Genomic DNA, 21,446 nt, shown 5'->3' with positions numbered 1-21,446 from the left:
CCTCAAAATCATCTCCTCAAAATGACGCGGAATCGGGCTGAGCCGATTCCGCAAAACTGGTCAGCGCATCAGAATGCGTGACGAATACCTAACTGAACCCCACTGGTCGGATTCGGGCTGCTGAAGTTGAACGTCATCGGATAGGAGACCTTGGTATTGTTCTTCATATCGATGTATCCGACGTTGGCGTACAGCGTCGTACGCTTGGACAGACTGTAGCCATAACCGATCAGATAGCCGTTGGCGTCCGACATGGCAACATTATGGTCATCCTTCTTGTGCACCACGCTGACGAACATGTTGTTGCGTTCGTTGATTTGCCAGCGCGCACCCAGTTGCACATCCCAGCCGCTGGACTGGAAGCCCACATACGGTGGATAGGCGTAGTAACCGTTATAGGTGTGATACAGGAAAGTCGGCTCAATCGTGCCAGTGTTGTAGGTGACCGAGAAGTAATTGTCGCGCGCCGAATAGATCGTGCTTGAGTTGGTTACACTCGCGGTATATTGCTGATCGCTGTCAAAGCCGATATACCAGGGGCCGTCCTTATAGTCGACACCAGTGCCAACATAACGACCATTGCGGGTGCCGTCTTCAGCACCGGCGGTGACCATCAAGCGCCCCTCAAAACCGCCAACACGTGGCGTGTTGTAATTGACCGAATTGCTCAGTCGGTAAGGCGCATAGAAGAACTGCATGTTGCTGACCAGACTGAAGTCAGCCGACCAGCTCGGGTCGGCATAGCCGGCGATCCAGAAGGAAGGCGTATTCTGCCGACCGATTGTCAAGCTCCCCCAATCGCCAGCCATACCGACGAAGGTCTGGCGTGGTGTCGGACCAACCCCGGTATTGGCAGAGAATGCCATTTCATGCGTGAAGAAGGCCTTGTTGCCGCCGCCCAGATCTTCGCTGCCGCTGAACACCAGACGCGAGGTATTCAAACCACCGCTGCCGACGTTATAGGATTGCCCCTTGCTGGTTTGCAGACGTTCCAGATCAACGTCAATCCAGCCCGAGATCGTGACATTGTCGGCATGCGCCAATGCCCCTACGCCAGCCAACAAAATTGCAGATGCAACTTTCCCTTTGAATTTCATGTACTCCTCCCAGATTATTTTCTCGACCCATCTTTGAATCACATCTCAAGAGCTTGTCCATCGTCTTCTGCGAGACAATTGGTAACAGCAGGGCTGCGCCGGCGAACCGGCGCATGGAACTTCAACATTAAAAACTGAGGTAATTCGACTTGCGAATCAGGTCACGGCCTTCTTGGTCAGGAATTTTTCCTGATTCCATTCGCCGCTTTCCATGATCTCGGCAATCGCCTGTACCGTGTCATAGACATCCACATAGCGGACATACAGCGGTGTGAAGCCAAAGCGCAGAATATTGGGCATACGGAAGTCACCGGTAATGCCACGCGCAATCAGCGCCTGCACGATTGCGTAACCCTGCTCGTGCGTCAGCGAGACCTGGCTGCCACGAATCTGTGCATCACGTGGTGACGCCAGACCAAAGTGATAAGGCTTCAGTTTTTCGTCGACCAGACGAATGAACAATTCCGTCAGCGCCACGCTCTTGCGACGCAGTGCGCTCATCTCCACGCCATCAAATACCTGCAATGCCGACTCCAGTGCCAGCATCGACAACAATGGTGGCGTACCAACCTGCATGCTCTCAATACCGGCAGCAGGCTCGTAACCAAGCACGAACTCAAACGGACGCTTGTGACCATGCCAGCCAGACAATGGCTGACGCATACCGGCATGGTGACGTTGTGCGACAAACACAAAGGCCGGCGCGCCAGGACCACCGTTGAGATATTTGTAGCCACAGCCAACTGCCATGTCGACGTTACAGCCGGTCAGATCAACCTCGACTGCACCAGCGCTATGCGCCAGATCCCACAGCGCGAGTGCGCCAACGGCGTGGGCCTTGGCAGTGATGTCCTGCATCGGATAGACCTGGCCGGAGCGATAATTCACATGGGTCAGCATCAGCACGGCAACGCTGTTGTCGAGTGCTGCCAGCACGGCCTCTGGCGTGGAATCGACGTAACGGATTTCCATGCCGAACAATTCAGCCACGCCTTGTGCGATATACAGATCGGTCGGGAAATTGCCACGCTCGGTCAGAATCACCTTGCGGCTTGGATTCAGGCGCACCGCTGCCACCAGCGCCTTATACAGATTGACCGACGTCGAGTCGGCTACCATCACCTCATCCTTGTCGGCACCAATCAGACGGGCCACTTGTACTGCCACGCGCTTTGGCAGATCGATCCAGCCAGCATCATTCCAAGAGCGTATCAGGCCTTGCGCCCATTCCTTGCTCACCACTTCCTGAATGCGGGCCGGCAAATGGCGTGGCATAGCGCCCAGCGAGTTGCCATCCAGATATATTTCTCCCTCTGGCAAGGTAAATTGATCGCGGCAACCAGCCAGTGGATCGCGCTCATCGAGCGTAATACAGTCCTGTCTTGTAAACATAGTGGTATCCAAATTCAAAAATATGACGTCAGAATGGCGATGCATCCTGCGGTTTCTGCTGTCTCTGCTCTTGTTAATATGACGGGTGCTTGCTGATTTCTCTACAACCCTAGTGTGGCCGCCGTCAGGACGGCTTTTACATGGTGCTCAGTATGAGGCGAGGGGTGGGATAAGCGAAAATGAATATTTCTATCTTGGTCATTCCATTAATTTATAGGTCAGCCCCGTATTGAAACCCGGACAATATCGCCTCAGGCGAGGCGCAGCGGGCCTGAACGACCCAGAAGCAAGATCTTAAGGTATTTTGGGTGACCGGATTATCAGCCAAAGTCCATACCCTGCTCCAGCAACTTTGGCGCCAGTATCATGGTCCGAATGCAACAGCCCCCTGCCACAAGGCCACAAAGTGCCGCAAGCTTTTGCAAATACATGATTTTATTGTATAATTTTGCACTTTTCACCCCCCGGCAAGTGATCGACAATCGGGTCAAGAAGCAGGACGACCGACGAAGTGACGATTGGCTACCATTCATTTTTGAGGCAAACCATGAAGCAAGGCATCCATCCAGATTACCGTGAAGTTCTGTTCCACGACGTGTCGAACGACTTCAAATTCATCACCCGCTCGACGATCGGCACACGCGAAACAGCCGAATTCGAAGGCAAGCAATACCCACTCGTGAAGATCGAAGTTTCTTCCGAATCGCATCCTTTCTACACCGGTAAGCACAAGATCGTCGACACCGCCGGTCGCGTCGAGAAGTTCCGTCAAAAGTTTGGTACCGTCGGTTCCAAGACACAAGTCGCTGCAGGCTAATTTGCAGGCGATGTCAAAAAAGGCAGCCAAGGCTGCCTTTTTTGTTTTTTCTTCATCCTCTGCACCGAACTGTCTCATCTGTGTCAGTGATTGATCCGGTGCACCGCACAGAGTGATTTCAGGATGCGCTAGAAACAACTTTTTGCCGCGTTTTGCTGCACAATAACGTCTTAGCGCAATAATGCAGAAGAATGCACTGCTTCGGTGCAAAATGCGCATTATTCAACTCGGGAAGATATCGCACAGTGCCTGTGTGCTGGCATCCCGGCCATTCTGTTCCACAAGTTCAATAACACCTTGATGAAGCCTGTCCGTCTCCCCGCTGCTGCGACCAATGCCCTGCCACGTTGGGGCTTGCTGGCGCTTGGTCTGTTGTACATCCTGCCCGGCCTGATCGGTCGCGATCCCTGGAAAAACGATGATGCGGCCAGCTTCGGCATCATGTGGACCATGGCCCACGGCACGCTGCAGGACTGGCTGGCGCCCAATATTGCTGGCCTGGCAATGCCATCCGAAAGCCCACTTGCCTTCTGGTTCGGCGCGATCTGCATCAAGTTGTTTGGCTGGTTGCTGGGAGACCCGATTGCCGCTCGCCTCTCCACGATTGCCTGTTTCTTGATTGGCTCATTGTCGATCTGGTACGCCACCTACCTGCTGGGACGACGACCCGAAGCGCAACCGCTTAAGCTGGCCTTTGGTGGGCAGCCTGAGTCGCGAGACTATGGACGTACCCTGGCTGATGGTGCATTCCTGATCTATCTCGGCTTCCTCGGCCTGCTGCTGCACAGCCATGAAACCTCACCCAAGACCTTGCAAATTGCGCTGGTAGGCTATGCCATTTATAACGCCGTGCGGGTATTCGACAGCAACCGGCCGCAACAGGCGTTCCGGCTCGGCCTGACCTTGGCGCTACTGGTCCTGACGCGCGGCTGGGTCCTGCCGGCGGGTGTGTTCATCGGTTTGCTGGCATTGGCAGTACTACGCTATCGGCGCATGCTACCGACCTTGCTCGGCGTAACCTTACCAACGGTGCTACTGATCTGCGCACTATGGGTGATTGTGACCCGCGCCCTGCTACCCGACGCCGCGGCCCAATTTGACACCTGGTTGAGCTGGAACCACTATCAGATCAACTGGCCGACACTAAAGTCGCTTAAATTTTTCGTCAAATACGGTATCTGGTTTGCCTGGCCAGCCTGGCCATTTGCTGGCTGGGCCATCTATGCCTGGCGGCGTCAGCCATTTTCGCTGCACATTGCGTTGCCGCTGAGCTTCTTCGTTTCCATCGCGGTAGTATTGCTGATCAATGTTCACGGCGAAGAAGGCAAGCTGCTGCCCCTGCTGCCGCCACTGGCAATTCTTGCTGCCTTTGGCCTGCCCACCATGAAGCGCGGTGCCATTAATGCCGTGGACTGGTTCTCGGTGATGACATTGAGTACCTGTGCCGCTTTCATCTGGATCGGCTGGATTGCCAAAGAAACAGGCTGGCCGGCGCAAATTGCCAAGAATGCCTACAAACTGGCCCCCGGCTATCAGCCCGGCTTCAACATCATTGCGCTGGTCATTGCCGCATTGACCAGCCTGGGCTGGATTCTGCTGGTGCATTGGCGTCTGTCGCGCCGGCCACCGGTACTGTGGCGCGCCGTCGTGCTGTCCTCAGGCGGTGTGATCCTGTGCTGGGTCTTGCTGATGACCTTGTGGCTGCCCTGGATCAATTACGGCAAGAGCTATGCCGGTGTCGCCAGACAGATCGAAGAACGTACCGCTGCCGTCAAGCAATGCGTGACCTCCAATGTTGGTCCCGCACAACGCGCTTCGTTCGCCTATTTCGGCAATGTGAAGTTTGAAGATCGGCCCGACATGCGTTGCGACTTCCTGCTGCTACAAGATAACGTCTACAACCAGAATGCCGAATTGATGCTGCGTCAGTACGAAGGTAACTGGCAGTTGCTATGGGAAGGACGACGCCCCTCTGACCGTGACGAACGGTTCCGCCTGTACCGGCGCACCGGGCGATAGCAAACACTCCGACCCTCATCCTATCGGCCCCTGTGGCCGATAGTTTTTTGCGCAATCAGAAGCACACAGGCAACCGAAAACCAAAGCAAGATAAGTAAAGCAACACCACATGAATCGACCTTCCCATACGCTGCGTATCGCCTCGCTCACCTGGCCGATCCTGATCGGCCAGCTGGCCATCATCGCCAACGGCGTGATCGACACTGCCATGGTGTCGCGCTTCTCGGCCACCGATCTGGCAGCACTGGCGCTTGGCGTCTCCATCTATGTGAGCGTGTTTGTTGGCCTGTCCGGGGTCTTGCAAGCCTTGCTACCGATCATCGGTCAGCTCTATGGTGCACGTCGCTTGCCCGATATCGGTGCCGAGGTACGCCAGGGCTTATGGCTGGCATTTTTTCTGAGCTGCTTAGGCAGCCTGATCCTGCTGTTCTCGCCAGTGATTCTGGACATCGCCCACGCACCTGCGGAGCTGGCGCAAAAGGCCACCCTGTACCTGCGCATTGAAGCGCTGGCGCTACCGGCGACGCTGGGTTTTCGTGTCTATGCCGCCCTCAATAACGCCATTGCCCGCCCCAAAATGGTCATGACGATTCAGGTCGGCGCTCTGCTACTGAAGATCCCCTTCAATGCCTGGTTCATCTTCGGCGGACTTGGCCTGCCTGCACTGGGCGGCCCCGGCTGCGCGATGGCGACCAGCGTCATCGCCTGGATGATGTTACTGAGCGGCTGGCTACTGGTGCGCAAGGCACCCATTTATCGCGAGTTGCGGGTATTTGGACAAGGCTTTACCCGCCCGCGCTGGAAGTCCCAGCTGACCCTGCTCAAACTGGGCATACCGATGGGCCTGAGCTACTTCATCGAAGTCACCGCCTTCACGCTAATGGCGATCTTCATCGCCCGCCTCGGTGCGGTTGCCGTTGCCGGACATCAGATCACCGCCAACGTCGGCACAGTACTGTACATGCTGCCCTTGTCACTGGCCAATGCCACCGGTACCCTGGTCGCGCAAGCCATCGGCGCAGGCGACTGGCTGGGTGCTAAACGCATCTCGCGCGCAGGAATCCGGCTGGCTGTGATCCTCTCGGTGCTGATCGGCATCGTCGTCTGGTTTGCACGTAGCAGCATCATCCGCGCCTATACGCCGGACCCGGTGATTCTGGCCTCGGCCATGCCGCTGTTCCTGTTCATCTCGTTCTACCAGGTGTTCGATGCCTTGCAGGTGACAACTGCCTTCGTCCTCCGGGCTTACAAGATCGCGGTGATTCCAACCGTCATTTATGCAGTCGCTCTGTGGGGTGTTGGAATCGGAGGAGGATATTTACTGGGGCTTGACCCGCTGGGTTGGTCACCAGCATGGCTGCATGGTGCTGCGGGATTCTGGCTGGGCAACAGTGCCAGCCTTGGACTGGTAGCGTTTAGTCTGCTGTGGTACCTGAGGCACGTTCAACGGCGTCAACTCGGAGACGCCGCCAAGTCAGCAAAACCGGCAAACTAGGCAAACAAACCGTACTGCCCGGTAAACAAATGCTGGGTATCGGACGCATTGGCTGGACGCCCCAGCAGGAAGCCCTGCACCTGATCACAACGCAGGTTCTGCAACAGCTTGAGTTGACCTTCCGTTTCCACCCCTTCGGCAATCACCTCCATGTTCAGGGCATGTGCCAGCGCGATGATCGCAGCCACAATCGCCCGCCCCGCATCGCCCTCCTGCTCCAGCCGCGACGTGAACAGCCGGTCAATCTTGACCTGCCGACAGCGGAACTGCTGCAGATAAGCCAGACTGGAATAGCCAGCGCCAAAGTCATCGATAGCGACATCACAACCCAGCCGCTGCAAATCGGCAATGACGCGGGCACTGATCTCGACGTTTTTCATCACGGCAGTTTCTGTAATCTCGAAGGTCAGCCGATGCGATGCAATCCCGGCCTGCTCAATGGCCGCCACCACGCAATCAACCAGTTCAGGCACCATCTGCAGCGATGAAATATTGATCGCCACCTTGACCGGCGGCATACCCTCAGCATCCCATCGCTGAATCTGCGCGCACACCTCACGCAAGACCCAGTTGCCAATCGCCACGATCTGGCCGGAACGCTCCGCAATCGGAATAAACTCGACCGGACTCATGCTGCCCAGCTCCGGATGATTCCAGCGCAACAAGGCTTCAATCCCGGTCAAAACCCGATACTGCCCATCAAACTTGGGCTGAAAATGCAGGAACAGCTGCTTGCGCTCGATCGCCTGCTGCAACGCCTGCCGGATCTGCAGATGACGCATGGCATTGGCATGCATGGCTGACTCAAAGAAGCGGTACGTATTACGCCCCTGCTGCTTGGCCTCATACATCGCCGCATCGGCATTCTTGAGCAAGGCATCGACGCACTGACCGCTATTGGGAAACACCGCGATACCGATACTGGACGTCACCCGCAAGCTCGTCTCGTCAAGCCGGAACTCCTGGCGTATCACACCGAGAATATTCTCGGCAAACGTCTCCACCACGTCTGATGTCGGCAAATTCCCCATGACCACCACAAACTCGTCGCCCCCCAGTCGCGCCACCATATCCTCGCTGCGGATGCAGGCGCGAATGCGCTGGCCTACCGCAATCAGTAACTGATCACCGACTGCATGGCCGAGAGAATCATTGATCGTCTTGAATCCATCCAGATCCATGAACATCACGGCAAACGGCTGACCACTACGTTTAGAGACGTGAATCGCATGTTGCACCCGCTCCGTGAGCAAGACCCGGTTGGGCAATCCGGTCAGCACGTCGTGGGTCGCAAAATGCAGCAGTTTGTGATTGGTCAAACCAAGGATGGTGCGCAGAAATCTGGCCTGCTGCGCACCACTGAACACCACCGCAATCACCAGCATGATCACCGTTGCCAGCGCCACCAGCGCAAGCAGGCGGCTTCCATCTATCGCGGTCGACGTCACCACTTCCGGTGAGTCAAACCTGAGTGACGCCATGCTCAGCCAATGCAGGGCAAAAATACTCCCCCCCATCGCCGCTGCCAGCCCGAGTCGCTTTTTCAGTTTGTCGCTCTTGCCCACATCCAGCGTTGCAATGATCCAGATACACAGATTCACCGTCAGCACTGCCAGAAAAATCGACAACGCCGTCAGACTCAGAGATGGCTGAAGTGACACCACCGCGGTCACTGACCTCGGTCCGAGATAATAGATCAGCGTCAGGCCGCAGCCCAGCAAGACACCATCGACCAGCATCAGCGGCCATTGCAGCCGACGTTGTGTGGCCCGGTTCAGCAACACCAGCGCCACTAGCACCGACAGCAGGAACGAAGTACTTGTCGTCAACACATCGTAACCAATCGTGCCAGTCACGTTACGTGCCATCAAACCGGTGAAATGCGTGGCCCAAATACCCGCACCAAATACCAGCGCGCCCGCAGTCAGCCACAGACGACGTTGTGCACGGTCGTCTTGGGAAGCGATCCGTTCTGCGATTTCCAATACCGTATAGGACGACAGCGTCGCCACGAACAAGGAAAAGCAAATCAGGGAAAGGGAAATTGAGCCAGCCATATTCCAAGTCAATTCATCTGCATCTACCGTTTCAAACTGTGTACTGCATCAACACACCAACTCAACGGCGCCAATTGATACTAATGACTACTGATTGATACTGCGTGAATCCAATTGAATCTTTTTGAATCTTTGCTGAACTGCCAAATGCTACTGCGATAATTCGCAGCAACACGTACTGCTCGGGAAACCGTGAAGCACACGACAACATCGGCGTCATGGAGAAGTCAACATACGGAAGGGGAGAACGTCGCGTAAAGGTAGGTATGCGTGGAAGCAAGTTTATTGCGCGATTATTACGTTTAATACGTAATCCGAATTGCACATCACTGGAGCACTGCAATCGGGCCAATCCCTTTGTCCGGGCTTATTCTAGCCTGATTGAAAGAAATATTACCAGCTTCTTTTGAGCAATTTTTCGATGCGCAAAAAACCTGTCTTTTCGACAATTGACAGGATATTCACACTATTAATCAGAAGCAACGTGTTGCATATCGAAAAAGAGAACAAATGCACCAAAATAGTGATTTTTAAACGGAATTCAGAGATATTTGCTTTCCAATAACAGGTGTTGGCAGATATCCACAGCTTACAAATGTCTCCTTTCAGAGCAATGAAAAATAGTCCAAGATACTAGCCATCTTGGTACAACAACACCCACTTGATTACAAGTCACGCTCAGACGGTAATTAAACACAAAAACAAAAGTACCCTCCTTTGATCCACTAGGTATTAACTTCCAGCAATGGAAAACGCGAACGAAAAATTTGCCAAGCGACTGCGAACATCAATGGAGCAGGCCGGTTATGAGGCAAAGCCTGCCGTCCTCGAACGCGAGTTCAATCTGAGGTATTGGGGCAAGCCGATGACCTTGCACGGTGTACGCAGGTGGCTACTAGGCGAATCCATGCCCAATCAGGACAAGCTGGAGACACTGGCAGAATGGCTCATTGTCACGCCGCAACATCTGCGGTTTGGTGAAGAGATCGGCAAACGCATTGACAAGCGTCGTGCACGATGGGAGGAAGCCATCGGCTATCGTGAGCGGGAAGCCTTCGAGGCCTTCATCAATCTTCCTGCGCCGCAACGCAAGATCGTCAAGGAAGTCATTTTTGCTTTTGCGCAAGTGAGCGCGGCATTGCCCAAGAAAGCCGACACCAAAGCCAAGGTCAAAGCCTAGCCTGCGTTATGGACGACTAGCAATATCTTTGGCGACGGTGACGCAATGCGCCACCTGCTCCTGAATGGATTGCGGCACCGGACGTTGTCCAGCCATGACCTCGCTGATCCACGCGGCCGTGGTGGTGGCATCACGGCCTTCCGGCAAATCAGGCAAGTCCTCGGCAACCTGCTGCTTCTCCACCAGAATGGTTTGCTCACCGGCATGAAACCACGCAATCTGCTGTGCGCGACGTGCATTGGCAACGGTCTCGCCTTCGGTACCGCGCATCAGAAACGCATCGCCGCGCTCAGCGGGTGCCGCGCTAGTGAAATAATTGGTCAACATTTCCAGATATTCTGGATGGGTGTACGAACTCAGACGCAATGCTGGCCTGGCAAATGGCTGCATGATCTTGACCAGCGTATGCGTTGAATTACGCACGCCCAAAATCCGGCGCATTGCCAGCAAACGCGCTAGCTTCGGTGCCAGATGCTGGATCGGAATAAACACCGGCTGCCCGGCGTCCAGCGCCGCCTCGGCTTGTGGAGCATCAGCGGCATGCGGCAAACCAAGTGCAGCAAAAATCTCGGCACTAGTGACCCGTTGTGGATCGTGCGTAACACCATGCATCAATACCGGTACGCCTTCACGTGCCAGCAACAAGGCCAGCAACGGTGTCAGGTTAGCCATATGGCGCGAGCCGTTGTAGCTCGGCAAGACCACCGGCGCAGGCCGACCTGCAGGTGCCTGCAATGGTGTGAAGCTGGCTTCGGCTGCCGCCAGAAAGCCAGCAATCTCCTCCACCGACTCGCCCTTGACGCGCATAGCCAGCAGGATTGCGCCCAGCTCCAGATCACTCACGCGCCGGTCCAGCATGGCGCTGTAGAGCAGTTGTGCATCATCTCGCGAGAGACTGCGCGCGCCATCCTTGCCTCGGCCGATTTCCTTGATGAAGCGGGCCGCAGCCAGCATGTCCTGATTCGATTGCGTCATTGCCGTACTCTAAAGTGAAGTCTGCGCAAGGTTACACCAAGCATGGCGGCTTGTGCTGGACGGGCTTGGACCTGCTTTCCTTTACAATAGCTGCTTGCGCTTATTTCGCGCGTTCCCCTCACCTCTTACTCTCCTGCTGCAATGATTGTTCTCGGCGTCGAATCTTCCTGTGATGAAACCGGTCTGGCCTTATACGACACGGACAAAGGCTTGCTGGCCCACGCCCTGCATTCGCAAATTGCGATGCATGAAGAATATGGTGGCGTCGTGCCTGAGCTGGCCTCGCGTGACCATGTGCGGCGTGCGCTGCCGTTGTTGCGGCAGGTGTTCGAAAAGTGTGGGCTTGCCCATCAGGACATTGATGCCATCGCCTACACGCAAGGCCCAGGGCTGGCAGGTGCGCTGCTGGTCGGTGCGTCGGTGGCGTGTGGTTTAGGTCTGGCGCTGGATAAGCCGGTGTTGGGTGTGCACCATCTGGAGGGACATCTGTTGTCGCCGTTGCTGGCATCCAATCCCCCTGAGTTTCCGTTTGTGGCGTTGCTGGTGTCGGGGGGGCACACGCAGTTGATGCTGGTCGATGGTGTGGGGCGCTATACCTTGCTGGGGGAAACACTGGACGATGCGGCTGGTGAGGCGTTTGATAAGTCTGCCAAGCTACTGGGATTGAGCTATCCGGGTGGGCCGGCAATCTCGCGTTTGGCGGAATCGGGGCAGCCGGATGTCTATCAGTTACCGCGTCCGATGTTGCATGCGAAGAATTTTGATTTCAGTTTTTCTGGTTTGAAGACGGCGGTGTTGACCGTGGTGAAGAATCATCCGGGGGAGCTCACGGAGGCCGATAAGGCGAATATTGCCCGTGCCTTTGTAGAGGCGCTGGTGGAGGTGCTGGTGGCGAAGTGTGTGAATGCATTGAAGCATACTGGCATGAAGCGGCTGGTGATCGCTGGTGGTGTGGGCGCTAACCGGCAGTTGCGGACGGCGCTGGATGCGGCTGCGGTGAAGCGCCGCTTTCAGGTGTTTTATCCGGAGCTGGAGTTTTGTACCGATAACGGGGCGATGATCGCCTTTGCGGGTGCCATGCGCTTGCTTTCTCATCCTGAGGCTGCAACCCGTCATTACGCTTTTAGTGTGCGACCACGCTGGCCGTTGGATGAGTTGCATCCGGATTTTGTGCCTGCTGCTTAGATTTCTGGTTTTTCTTCGCTCATTCTATTGTCTCTTCGGACGACCTAGCCGGGGGTGGCCCGGCAGCCACTCACTTTTCTTGCTTCGCCAAGAAAAGTAAGCAAAAGAAGGCGACCGCAATTTACGTCGCCCCTTCGGGGTTCCCGCCGCTGCACCACGTCAATCGGGAGAAGCGCACAACTCGCTTCGCTCAAACAAGCGCTTCTCTTTTTCCGATTGCCGCAGCGCATCAGCGGCGACTCCACATGCGGAATTCTTTCACCGGCTCGCTTCGCATCGCACTGACGAATACAATCAAATTCAGCCTTAGCATTCACTCTAAAAACTGAAAAAGAAAAAGAAAAAAGCTAACCCCTAATACCGTCGCAACTCACCCTACCAAGGCAATGCGTAGCGAGCCGGTGAAAGAATTCCGCATGTGGAGTCGCCGGTACTGTGTTGCAGCAATCGGAAAAAGATCGATGCTTGTCTGAGCGCAGCGAGTTTGCATCGGTCCCGATTGATGCGGCACGGTGCCGGGCACCCCGAAGGGGCGATGGAAGTTGCGGTCGCCTTCTTTTGCTTACTTTTCTTGGCGAAGCAAGAAAAGTGAGCGGCTGCCGGGCCGCCCCCGGCTTGGTCGTCCGAAGAGCCAACAAAATCAGCAGCTCAAGCGAGTGAATTGCAAAAAGTAGCATTTAGGCAATTTTTAATTGACCCCGGAATTAGCGCCCGGTAGGCTGACTTCGTCCTCGAAAAAGAGAGGACCGGGTTTGACGACCTGCTACAAATTGCCGTCTTGCGCCCGCCGTCCACCTCTTACGAGAGGCCGGCGGATTCTACCCACTGCAAACGGAGACATCATGACTAATCGCAATTCTCAATCTGACAACGACACATCCACCCACACCTACTCCGCCCACGAAGACTTCCACTGGATCGAAGGCGCCAGCCAAGGCTCCCAATACGGCACCTTCCTCGAAACCACCCTCGACATCAGCAACGGCATCCACACCTGCCTGCAACTCTTCTACACCAGCGCCATAGAACGCGAAGCCAACGCCGACACAGAACCCGCAAACTGGCGCAAACCCGCCATCAGCATCGTCGAAGCCGACCACCTGATACGCCTCTCGATTGCCGCCACCAACCTGCTCCGCCAAGACGCCCGCCAACGCATCGACTGGCTCGCCGAAACTGACTAAACAACACACAACACCAACAAAAACGCCGCGACAAACTGCTTCGTCGCGGCGCTGATACGATGCAAAAAGAACTTACTTCTTCTTGTCACCGATACGACTTTCCTTACCCGCCAATAAGTTGCTAATGTTCTTCCGATGGCGATACAGCAACAATACACTCATCGCCAACACCGCAAACAAGATCGGCCCTGTATCACCAAACAGCAAGCCGTAATAGAACGGTGCAAACACCGCCGCAACCAGCGCCGCCAGTGACGAATAACGGAACGCATACGCAATGATCAACCAGGTCGCCAAGGTCGCCAAACCCAACCAGCCATTGATCGCCAGCAAAACCCCCAACGCCGTCGCCACACCCTTACCGCCCACAAAGCGGAAAAACACCGGCCACAAATGCCCCAGAAATACCCCAATCACCACCAGCGCAATACCTACCTCTTCAACACCATACTGTGGGCCAAATTTCAGTGCTAGCCACACCGCCAGCCAACCCTTGAAACCATCCCCTAGCAAGGTCAACACTGCCGCCTTCTTGTTACCGCTACGTAGCACATTGGTCGCACCCGGATTCTTGGAACCGTAAGTGCGCGGGTCAGACAAGCCCATCAGTTTGGTGACGACCACCGCAAACGAAATCGAGCCAATCAGATAGGCGGCGATAGCAAACAGCACTGTATTCATTGTTTCCTCATTGTTTTATCAGCAGACCAACTGCGGTCTTTATTCTTCCAGCGCGCAGTGTACCGGCTTGCTAGGCAAAACGGCAGCGATCACGGTCGGATCAATCCCGATCAAAAACCCACGGCGGCCACCATTAATATAAATTTTTGGCAAAGCAAGGATGGTTTCTTCGACATAGACCGACATCGCTTTGCGCGTACCGAAGGGCGATGTGCCACCGATTAGAAAGCCAGAATGACGATTGGCAACCTCAGGCTTGCACGGCTCAATCGACTTGCAGCCGACTTGCCGCGCCAGATTCTTAGTGGACACCTTGCGGTCGCCATGCATCAGCACCAGCAACGGCTTGGCAGCTTCGTCCTGCATTACCAGTGTCTTGATGACGTGATGCTCCTCCACACCCAGTTCACGCGCCGACACGCTAGTGCCGCCGTGCTCTTCATAGGCGTAAGGATGTTCGGTAAAGGCAATGCCGTGCTTACGCAGGAATTGCGTGGCCGGAGTTTCGGATACGTGGTCTTTTTTCGCGCTCATTGGGCGCACATTATGCCGCAAGAGGCTGAATTTGGCACCTTGCGGCGACCTCGGTATTCACCGGCACTCACCGACATTAACCACGCGGATGGTGCTCGGCATGCAGCTTTTTGAGCCGCTCTCGGGCGACGTGGGTGTATATCTGCGTGGTGGAGATATCGGCATGCCCAAGCAGCATTTGGACCACCCGCAAGTCGGCACCATGATTGAGCAGATGCGTAGCAAAGGCGTGCCGCAAGGTGTGCGGTGAGAGTGGCACGCGGATGTCGGCCTGATGCGCGTATTTTTTGATCAGGGTCCAGAACATCTGGCGCGTCATGGCACCGCCGCGTGCGGTCACAAACAAGGCATCGTCAATCTGGCCTGCCAGAATCAGCGGCCGGGCTTCCTGCAGATAGCGCTCGATCCAGCTGCGTGCTTCTTCCCCAAACGGTACCAGCCGGGTCTTGTTGCCCTTGCCGGTAATGCGCAGCACGCCTTCGTTCATGCCGACCTCAATCGACTTTAACAACACGAGCTCCGAGACCCGCAGGCCACTGGCATACATCAACTCCAGCATGGTGCGGTCACGCAGGCCCAACGGCGTGCCGACGTCGGGTGCGGCCAGCAAAGCATCGACCTGCCCTTCTGACAACACCTTGGGGAAGCGCGGCGGCTGTTTGGCCGACTTCAGGCGCAGACACGGATCGGTACTGATGCGGTTCTGACGCAATGCCAGCTGAAAGAAGCGCTTGAGCACCGCCAGCCGACGGTTGGCTGAGCTAGCCTTGGTATCGGCATGACGGGCAGCAAAGTAGCCGTTGAGGTCGTCCGCTTGCGTGGCCAGCAGGTCCTTGTGGCGCTGGCTTTGCAACCAGTGCGCAAAGAGCGTCATGTCGCGTCGGTAGGCTTCGAGTGAATTCTTGGCGAGACCATCTTCGAGCCAGAGCGTGTCGCAGAACTCGTCAATGGCCGCCAGACTGGCACCGGTGGCGAATGGTTTCTCCGGCTTTTCAGCCTTTGCTGGTGTTGACGGCGTTGCGCGCTTTGGACCTGCTTCAGTAACCATGCACACCCTCATGCGCGAGCAACCAGCGTTTGACATTGAGATGGAAGCCGTCGGCATCGTCATGGTGGGCAAAGCCGCCCAGACCGCCAGCGGCTGTCACGCGGTGGCACGGGATGACGAGCGGGAACCAGTTAGCACCGCAGGCCTGACCGACGGCACGCGGCGCGGATTTGATCAGTTTGGCAATCTGGCCATAGGTGCGCACTTCACCGCGCGGGATGCTGGCAATCGCGGCCCAGACACGGCGCTGAAAGTCGCTGCCAACCTGTGGCAAAGGTAACGTGAAGCGATGATCTGCATGCTGCAGGTAGGCTTGCAGCTGCTGCGCGACCTGCTCGGCGATGGTGTCGGCAGGGTCTTTTTCAGGGAAATGCGGTGGCAGATAGACGATCTCCTGCAGGGCACAGCCATCGGTACGAATACCGACCGCACCGAAAGGGGCGGCGATGATGGCAGAGAAGAGCGCGGTGGCGGAACTGGCGTTCATGTCGTCGATAACGGTTGGCAGGCAATGCGCTATTTAAGCACAAGCCGATGCACCACCCAATGCAGCGTTGAAATCGGGCAATAAGCCGAGCAATATGCCGGACAATAAAAAAGGCGCATCTCACGATGCGCCTCGAATATTGTGTGTGTGCCCGGCTGTTCAGACAGCTTCTTAAGCCCACGTCTCCTCATTGCCCTCGGTATCGATACCGCTTGTTATGCATCACCCTCGTAAAATTCTTTATCGTCAGACCTGACCAATGGCTCATCACAGCTGCGCAATTTCTGGTCACCAAATCTTTACGCTTTTGCTGACGAAGGTGGCACTTTAACAGCACTTATGAAGCATTAAAAGTACTTTTTGCGCAAAGCAGAATGATGCTGAATAGCAACAGCCTAAAAAAAACAAAATCAATACATTTTTACAATATATAGAAGCAAAAGAGATAAAGTTATCAACAATAATCAACTTTACAACAGCAACATACGACTCGGAATTATTTGATTTCTGCCGCTTCAGCCTCGTGATTTAGGGCATCGATCAAGTCCTTGCCAAGGCGTGCCTCCATCTGTTGCTGCACCGGCAACAAGGCAGCGCGCCATTGGGCCTTTTCGCTGTCGCTGAGGTGGTAGACGACGGTTTTCCCGGTTTTCTGGACGGCGGCCAGGGCGACATCGTTTTCCTGCTGGGCAATGGCATTGGCGTAGTCGGTGGCTTGCTGCATGGCACCTTCGAGCGCTGCACGAATGTCCTCGGGCAAACCTTCCCAGAACTTCTTGTTGACGATGACGGCATAGCCTAGATAGCCGTGATCAGAGACGGTGACGTACTTTTGTACTTCGTTCATCTTTTGCGTGTACAGATTCGAGGGCGGATTCTCGGTACCATCAACCACCCCGCTCTGCAACGCCGGATAAACCTCAGAAAACGCCAATACCTGCGGCACAGCGCCGAGGGCACGCATCTGTGCATCAAGTACCTTGGACGACTGGATCCGCATGCGTAAGCCACGAAAATCCGCCGGTACATGTAAGGGGCGATTGGCCGACATCACCTTGAAGCCATTGTCCCAATAGGCCAGACCGGTGATGCCCTTGGGCTCCAGTTTCTTGAACAGGTCGCGCCCGATCGGACCTTGGGTGACGCGATACAACGCGGCCTTGCTGGGGAAGATGTAAGGCAGATCGAACACCTCAAACTCCTTCACGCCAAACGGCCCGAACTTGGCCAGCGATGGTGCCAGCATCTGCACCGCGCCCAGTTGCAGCGCTTCCAGCTCTTCCTTGTCCTTGTAGAGACTGCTATTGGGATAAACCTCAACCTTGACGCGGCCATGGGTGGCGGCTTCGGCAAGCTCCTTGAAGCGCAGCGCAGCCTTGCCCTTGGGCGTGTTGTTGGCAACCACGTGGCTGAATTTGATGATGATCGGCAAGCGCGTCTCGGCACCGGGCGAGGGCCGTCCGGTGGTGTAGGCGACGACGCCGGCAAGCAGCGTCAGGCTGACGGTAGCAAATGCTATTAGCCAGGTGCGGCGGTTCATGGGGATCCTGTGGTTTCTTGCCGGGTATGCGGTATTCGGAATAGCGCCGCCATTTTGCCATGCGCAGCCATAACGATTCCGCGAATCGTAGAGATTTTGCTCGGCATACAGCCATTTTGCTACTGCCGGTAGCAGCGCAAGCTAAACTAGCAGCTTGCACGTTGCGGCTTAATCCAAACCCATGACCTCACCTCCAGCCTCCCATCTTTCTGCTTTCCAGGCATTGGTGCCAAGCCGACGGCATACCTTGCGCTGGATTTTGCCGATTGTGCTGGTCCTGTTATTTCTGACGACGCTGATCTGGCTGCCACGACAGGCGCAGCAGATGGAGTCCAACGAGCGTCAGGAGCAGCTCATCGCCGACTCCTTATGGGTGGAACAGGCGATCCGCTTCCAGCTCAGCCGGGATGACGAAAGCATGCGGCTGGTGGCCAATGACATCGTCAGTGATCATCTCAAGCCGGACCATTTCCATAGCCGCATCACGGCCCTGCTGCGTAACAATCACGAGTTTTATCGCGTCACCTGGTTTGATCCCGAGGGCCGGGCATTGGCCTCAACCGATGACGTCACGAGTACGCGCCATGATTTGTCGGTTGCCTCACAACAGGCCGAACATTACTCACAGGCAATTGGACGACCACTCTACAGCGCCCCGGCGGCATCGCCGGGAGTCGGCGAGCCGGTGGTGATGGACTATCACGTCCCGCTGTTTCGTGGACGCCAGTACATCGGCAGTCTGGTGACGAGTTATTCAACGGTCAGCGTGCTCAATGAAATGGTGCCGTGGTGGTTTGCACAGGACAATGAAATCACCCTCACCGATACCGACGACAAGATGGTGGCACAGCGTACCGCAGGCGGACCAGGGCTTAATGTCTATACCCACCAGCGCGAGCTGGAGCTGCCGGGATTGACCTTGCGGCTGCATACCAACAGCACCAAGAGCGCGCCCAAACTGCTACCCAATCTGCTGGTGGGCTCGGTGATTGTGCTGGCTTTGGGCCTGATCTGGAGCCTGTGGGCACTGTGGCGCGATATCAATCGCCGCACCAAGGCCGAGGGCGCGCTGGTCAACGAAGTGACCTTCCGTAGCGCGATGGAGAACTCACTGGTCACTGGCATGCGCGCACGCGATCTGGAGGGGCGTATCACGTATGTTAATCCAGCCTTTTGCAAAATGGTCGGCATCCCTGCCAACGAGCTGGTCGGCAAGATCCCGCCGATGCCGTATTGGGTACCGGAGGCCATGGATGAATATCAGGAACGCTTTGCCAACGTGCTGGCCGGGCGCGTTACACCGCAATTTGAAACCATCTTCCAGCGCAATAACGGCGAACGCTTTCCGGTACTGATCTTTGAATCGCCACTGGTGGATCAGCATGGCCGGCAGACTGGGTGGATGGGGTCGATGCTGGACATCACAGACCGCAAGCGTGCCGAAGACCTGAACCGGATGCAGGAAGAGAAGCTGCAAGCCAGTGCACGGCTGGCCAGTATGGGAGAGATTGCCTCGACGCTGGCGCATGAGCTCAATCAGCCGCTGGCAGCCATTTCCAGCTATACCACTGGAGCGCTCAACATGATGCACAAGGGCTCGCTGGACCCAGCTTCCTTGCAACCGGCGCTGGAAAAGATCAATAGTCAGGCGCAGCGTGCCGGCCATGTGATCCGCAGTGTGCATCAGTTCGTCAAGAAGCGTGCGCCAAGCCGGCAACCAGTATCGATCAAAAGTCTGGTCGACAATGTGACGCCACTCATTGAATTACAGGCGCAGCAGTTCCTGGTGGTGCTGCAGAGCACCATTCCGGTCAATCTGCCGGATGTACTTGGCGATGCGGTCTTGCTGGAGCAGGTCTTGCTGAACCTGACCCGCAATGCGATTCAGGCGATGGCGGCAGTACCTCCGGAGCGACGTATCCTGCGCCTCCTTGCGACACTGGAGCGTGATAGCGCGACGGCGCAGGAGCGGATTACGGTATCGGTCATCGATCATGGTCATGGCATTGCACCGGAGGTGGCCGCAGGCCTGTTCTCACCATTCTTTTCGACCAAGGCCGATGGCATGGGTATGGGTCTCAATATCTGCCGCACCACGATTGAGTTCCATGGTGGCACCCTGTCCTACACGGACAATCCGGCGGGAGGTACAATCTTCCGCTTCTGTTTGCCGATCCTAAGCGTGAAGTTTGTGCCTGTGAGCGCCGCTCAGTCGGCAATACAGTCCACTACACCGCCCGCTACCCCACTCTGATCACACTATGCTGCACATCGTTGACGACGAAGAAATCATCCGTGATTCCCTGACCTGGCTGGCCACTTCGCGTGCCATTGCAGCAACTGCCTATGCCAGCGGCGCGGCATTTCTGGCAGCGATGGCGCAGGCACCCCAGATTGACGCCCAGGGTGAATGCATCCTGCTGGATGTGCGCATGCCGGACTTAAGCGGCGTAGCGCTGTTTGAGCATTTGAAGCAACACGGCATCCATCGCCGTCGCCCGGTGATTTTTTTGACCGGACATGGCGATGTGCCGATGGCGGTGGATATGCTCAAGAACGGCGCCTTCGATTTCTTCGAAAAGCCGTTCAATGACAATCAACTGATGGATCGCGTGCTGGAAGCCCTGCAGGCCTCCTGCGACGCGGCTGCCGAAGAGGCCTTGCTGGGTCGGCTCAATTCGCTGTCGAGCCGCGAGCGCGAAGTGCTGGACCTGATTCTGGCGGGTAAGATGAACAAGATCATCGCCGATGAACTCGGGATCAGCATGCGTACCGTCGAAGTCCACCGAGCGCATATTTTTGACAAGATGAATGTCAAAACCGCCGTCGAACTGGCGCGCCTTCTCAAATAAGAATTCATGGCCATTCTCACACTACTGTTACCGGATTTTTCACTGATTGCACTGGGTGCACTGCTTTACCGGATCACCGGCTGGGGCGACGACTTCTGGCGTGGACTGGAAAAACTGGTGTATTACCTGCTGTTTCCGGCACTGCTGTTCCAGTCGACCGCCAAACTGCAACTGAACCTGCACAGCACCGGCCAATTGCTGGCCGTTGGCATGCTGGCAACAGTGGCCGGTATTATGCTGACCTGGCTGGGAAAAGCCTTTATCCACGCCCCGCCGATGGTCTATGAATCGGGCATGCAAACGGCGTATCGCTTCAATTCCTACATGGCACTGGCGCTGGCTTCGCGTCTGGGTGGCAGCGAAGGTGCCGGGATGATGGCGTTGCTGATGGGCTTTGGCGTGCCGTTGTGCAATATGGCGGCGGTTCACGCATTGGCCCATCGCAGTGGCAATCTGGCCAAGGAATTGAGCAAAAATCCCTTGCTGATTGCCACTGCAGCGGGGCTGAGCTTCAGTATTGCCGGTCTGCACTTGCCAGAGGTGGTGAATGCTGTCTTGTCCCGGCTTGGCGGGGCATCGCTGGCGCTGGGTCTGTTATCGGTGGGGACCGGGCTACGCCTGTCGAGCGCGGGCAGCAACAAGCTGATGTCGGGCTATCTGATCGCGATCAAGCTGCTGGCGGTGCCCGCAACAGCCTTCCTGCTGGGGAGCTGGCTTGGTCTGGGGGAGCTGCAATTGAAGATTGTGGTCTTGTTCTGTGCGCTGCCAACGGCGTCAAGTTGCTACATTCTGGCCACCCGCATGGGCGGCAATGGTCCGGTGACGGCGATGCTGATTTCGATGGGTACGTTGATCTCGGCGCTCACTTTGCCGTTCTGGCTGGCACTGGTGCACTAGTTCTGA

18 protein-coding genes are annotated in these 21,446 nt (G+C 56.0%); 9 read left to right on the top strand and 9 right to left on the bottom strand.

Annotation, left to right across the window (positions count from 1 at the left end; all coding sequences use genetic code 11):
* Nucleotides 1–68: 68 nt before the first annotated feature.
* Nucleotides 69–1,097 carry a porin gene (locus FHW66_RS16420; protein ID WP_183380896.1) on the bottom strand — a complete coding sequence of 343 codons (1,029 nt, stop codon included), beginning with the start codon at nt 1,095–1,097 and terminating at the stop codon, nt 69–71.
* 156 nt (nt 1,098–1,253) lie between these two features.
* Complete coding sequence (gene kynU / locus FHW66_RS16415; protein ID WP_183380895.1) at nt 1,254–2,489, bottom strand: kynureninase; 1,236 nt, start codon at nt 2,487–2,489, stop codon at nt 1,254–1,256.
* A 547-nt stretch (nt 2,490–3,036) separates the two neighbouring features.
* On the opposite strand from kynU, the gene FHW66_RS16410 reads away from it, so the two are divergent.
* From FHW66_RS16410 to FHW66_RS16400, 3 genes are all read left to right on the top strand, one after another.
* On the top strand, nt 3,037–3,306 hold the full coding sequence (locus tag FHW66_RS16410) for a type B 50S ribosomal protein L31 (RefSeq protein ID WP_183380894.1): 270 nt from the start codon (nt 3,037–3,039) through the stop codon (nt 3,304–3,306).
* A gap of 300 nt (nt 3,307–3,606) precedes the next feature.
* Nucleotides 3,607–5,325: a glycosyltransferase family 39 protein gene (locus tag FHW66_RS16405; protein WP_183380925.1), complete on the top strand. Its 1,719-nt coding sequence runs from the start codon at nt 3,607–3,609 to the stop codon at nt 5,323–5,325.
* A 109-nt stretch (nt 5,326–5,434) separates the two neighbouring features.
* A complete protein-coding gene (locus tag FHW66_RS16400; RefSeq protein ID WP_183380893.1) occupies nt 5,435–6,820 on the top strand; it encodes an MATE family efflux transporter in 1,386 nt (461 codons plus the stop codon).
* On the opposite strand, the gene FHW66_RS16395 is transcribed toward FHW66_RS16400, so the two are convergent.
* Nucleotides 6,817–8,877, bottom strand: coding sequence for a bifunctional diguanylate cyclase/phosphodiesterase (locus FHW66_RS16395; protein ID WP_183380892.1), 2,061 nt, complete (start codon nt 8,875–8,877; stop codon nt 6,817–6,819). The genes FHW66_RS16400 and FHW66_RS16395 overlap by 4 nt on opposite strands.
* 745 nt (nt 8,878–9,622) lie before the next feature.
* On the opposite strand from FHW66_RS16395, the gene FHW66_RS16390 reads away from it, so the two are divergent.
* Complete coding sequence (locus tag FHW66_RS16390) at nt 9,623–10,057, top strand: XRE family transcriptional regulator (protein WP_183380891.1); 435 nt, start codon at nt 9,623–9,625, stop codon at nt 10,055–10,057.
* A gap of 6 nt (nt 10,058–10,063) precedes the next feature.
* Here the strand turns inward: FHW66_RS16390 and ybiB are convergent, their stop codons facing one another.
* Entirely contained in the window at nt 10,064–11,032 is a 969-nt protein-coding gene (ybiB, locus tag FHW66_RS16385; protein ID WP_183380890.1) for a DNA-binding protein YbiB, read from the bottom strand.
* A gap of 141 nt (nt 11,033–11,173) precedes the next feature.
* Between ybiB and tsaD the strand changes: the two genes are divergently transcribed.
* A complete protein-coding gene (tsaD, locus tag FHW66_RS16380) occupies nt 11,174–12,217 on the top strand; it encodes a tRNA (adenosine(37)-N6)-threonylcarbamoyltransferase complex transferase subunit TsaD (protein WP_183380889.1) in 1,044 nt (347 codons plus the stop codon).
* Nucleotides 12,218–13,059: 842 nt separating this feature from the next.
* Nucleotides 13,060–13,401 (top strand): hypothetical protein, encoded by a 342-nt coding sequence (locus FHW66_RS16375; protein WP_183380888.1) that lies wholly within the window; start codon nt 13,060–13,062, stop codon nt 13,399–13,401.
* Nucleotides 13,402–13,473: 72 nt separating this feature from the next.
* Here the strand turns inward: FHW66_RS16375 and plsY are convergent, their stop codons facing one another.
* The 5 genes from plsY to FHW66_RS16350 form a co-directional block, all read right to left on the bottom strand.
* Nucleotides 13,474–14,082, bottom strand: a complete 609-nt coding sequence (gene plsY, locus FHW66_RS16370) for a glycerol-3-phosphate 1-O-acyltransferase PlsY (protein WP_183380887.1) — start codon at nt 14,080–14,082, stop codon at nt 13,474–13,476.
* Between the two features lie 39 nt (nt 14,083–14,121).
* The gene (locus tag FHW66_RS16365; protein WP_183380886.1) at nt 14,122–14,616 is read right to left on the bottom strand and encodes an aminoacyl-tRNA deacylase; all 495 of its coding nucleotides are present in this window, start codon (nt 14,614–14,616) and stop codon (nt 14,122–14,124) included.
* A gap of 76 nt (nt 14,617–14,692) precedes the next feature.
* Nucleotides 14,693–15,676 carry a site-specific tyrosine recombinase XerD gene (xerD, locus tag FHW66_RS16360; protein WP_370543487.1) on the bottom strand — a complete coding sequence of 328 codons (984 nt, stop codon included), beginning with the start codon at nt 15,674–15,676 and terminating at the stop codon, nt 14,693–14,695.
* Nucleotides 15,654–16,151, bottom strand: a complete 498-nt coding sequence (locus FHW66_RS16355; protein WP_183380885.1) for a methylated-DNA--[protein]-cysteine S-methyltransferase — start codon at nt 16,149–16,151, stop codon at nt 15,654–15,656. The genes xerD and FHW66_RS16355 overlap by 23 nt, the downstream gene beginning before the upstream one ends.
* Before the next feature lie 496 nt (nt 16,152–16,647).
* On the bottom strand, nt 16,648–17,691 hold the full coding sequence (locus FHW66_RS16350) for a TRAP transporter substrate-binding protein (RefSeq protein ID WP_183380884.1): 1,044 nt from the start codon (nt 17,689–17,691) through the stop codon (nt 16,648–16,650).
* Nucleotides 17,692–17,872: 181 nt separating this feature from the next.
* Between FHW66_RS16350 and FHW66_RS16345 the strand changes: the two genes are divergently transcribed.
* From FHW66_RS16345 to FHW66_RS16335, 3 genes are read left to right on the top strand one after another with little or no spacing between them, the layout of a single operon-like run.
* Nucleotides 17,873–19,945: a PAS domain S-box protein gene (locus FHW66_RS16345; RefSeq protein WP_183380883.1), complete on the top strand. Its 2,073-nt coding sequence runs from the start codon at nt 17,873–17,875 to the stop codon at nt 19,943–19,945.
* 7 nt (nt 19,946–19,952) lie between these two features.
* A complete protein-coding gene (locus FHW66_RS16340; protein WP_183380882.1) occupies nt 19,953–20,543 on the top strand; it encodes a response regulator transcription factor in 591 nt (196 codons plus the stop codon).
* 6 nt (nt 20,544–20,549) lie between these two features.
* A complete protein-coding gene (locus FHW66_RS16335) occupies nt 20,550–21,440 on the top strand; it encodes an AEC family transporter (protein WP_183380881.1) in 891 nt (296 codons plus the stop codon).
* Nucleotides 21,441–21,446: the final 6 nt, after the last annotated feature.

The sequence above is a fragment of the Herbaspirillum sp. Sphag64 genome (assembly GCF_014192645.1).
Taxonomy (GTDB): Bacteria; Pseudomonadota; Gammaproteobacteria; order Burkholderiales; family Burkholderiaceae_D; genus Herbaspirillum.
The sequence above is the reverse complement of the archived record's forward strand: the minus strand, read 5'-3'. Positions and strand labels throughout refer to the sequence as shown.

Bases quoted from the DNA above. Each gene is read 5' to 3' on its own strand.
- FHW66_RS16335 (WP_183380881.1), top strand. From the start codon at position 20,550: ATGGCCATTCTCACACTACTGTTACCGGATTTTTCACTGATTGCACTG.
- FHW66_RS16395 (WP_183380892.1), bottom strand. From the start codon at position 8,877: ATGGCTGGCTCAATTTCCCTTTCCCTGATTTGCTTTTCCTTGTTCGTG.
- FHW66_RS16365 (WP_183380886.1), bottom strand. From the start codon at position 14,616: ATGAGCGCGAAAAAAGACCACGTATCCGAAACTCCGGCCACGCAATTC.
- FHW66_RS16340 (WP_183380882.1), top strand. From the start codon at position 19,953: ATGCTGCACATCGTTGACGACGAAGAAATCATCCGTGATTCCCTGACC.
- xerD (WP_370543487.1), bottom strand. From the start codon at position 15,676: ATGAGGGTGTGCATGGTTACTGAAGCAGGTCCAAAGCGCGCAACGCCG.
- FHW66_RS16405 (WP_183380925.1), top strand. From the start codon at position 3,607: ATGAAGCCTGTCCGTCTCCCCGCTGCTGCGACCAATGCCCTGCCACGT.
- ybiB (WP_183380890.1), bottom strand. From the start codon at position 11,032: ATGACGCAATCGAATCAGGACATGCTGGCTGCGGCCCGCTTCATCAAG.
- FHW66_RS16345 (WP_183380883.1), top strand. From the start codon at position 17,873: ATGACCTCACCTCCAGCCTCCCATCTTTCTGCTTTCCAGGCATTGGTG.
- tsaD (WP_183380889.1), top strand. From the start codon at position 11,174: ATGATTGTTCTCGGCGTCGAATCTTCCTGTGATGAAACCGGTCTGGCC.
- kynU (WP_183380895.1), bottom strand. From the start codon at position 2,489: ATGTTTACAAGACAGGACTGTATTACGCTCGATGAGCGCGATCCACTG.
- FHW66_RS16350 (WP_183380884.1), bottom strand. From the start codon at position 17,691: ATGAACCGCCGCACCTGGCTAATAGCATTTGCTACCGTCAGCCTGACG.
- FHW66_RS16410 (WP_183380894.1), top strand. From the start codon at position 3,037: ATGAAGCAAGGCATCCATCCAGATTACCGTGAAGTTCTGTTCCACGAC.
- FHW66_RS16355 (WP_183380885.1), bottom strand. From the start codon at position 16,151: ATGAACGCCAGTTCCGCCACCGCGCTCTTCTCTGCCATCATCGCCGCC.
- plsY (WP_183380887.1), bottom strand. From the start codon at position 14,082: ATGAATACAGTGCTGTTTGCTATCGCCGCCTATCTGATTGGCTCGATT.
- FHW66_RS16375 (WP_183380888.1), top strand. From the start codon at position 13,060: ATGACTAATCGCAATTCTCAATCTGACAACGACACATCCACCCACACC.
- FHW66_RS16390 (WP_183380891.1), top strand. From the start codon at position 9,623: ATGGAAAACGCGAACGAAAAATTTGCCAAGCGACTGCGAACATCAATG.
- FHW66_RS16400 (WP_183380893.1), top strand. From the start codon at position 5,435: ATGAATCGACCTTCCCATACGCTGCGTATCGCCTCGCTCACCTGGCCG.
- FHW66_RS16420 (WP_183380896.1), bottom strand. From the start codon at position 1,097: ATGAAATTCAAAGGGAAAGTTGCATCTGCAATTTTGTTGGCTGGCGTA.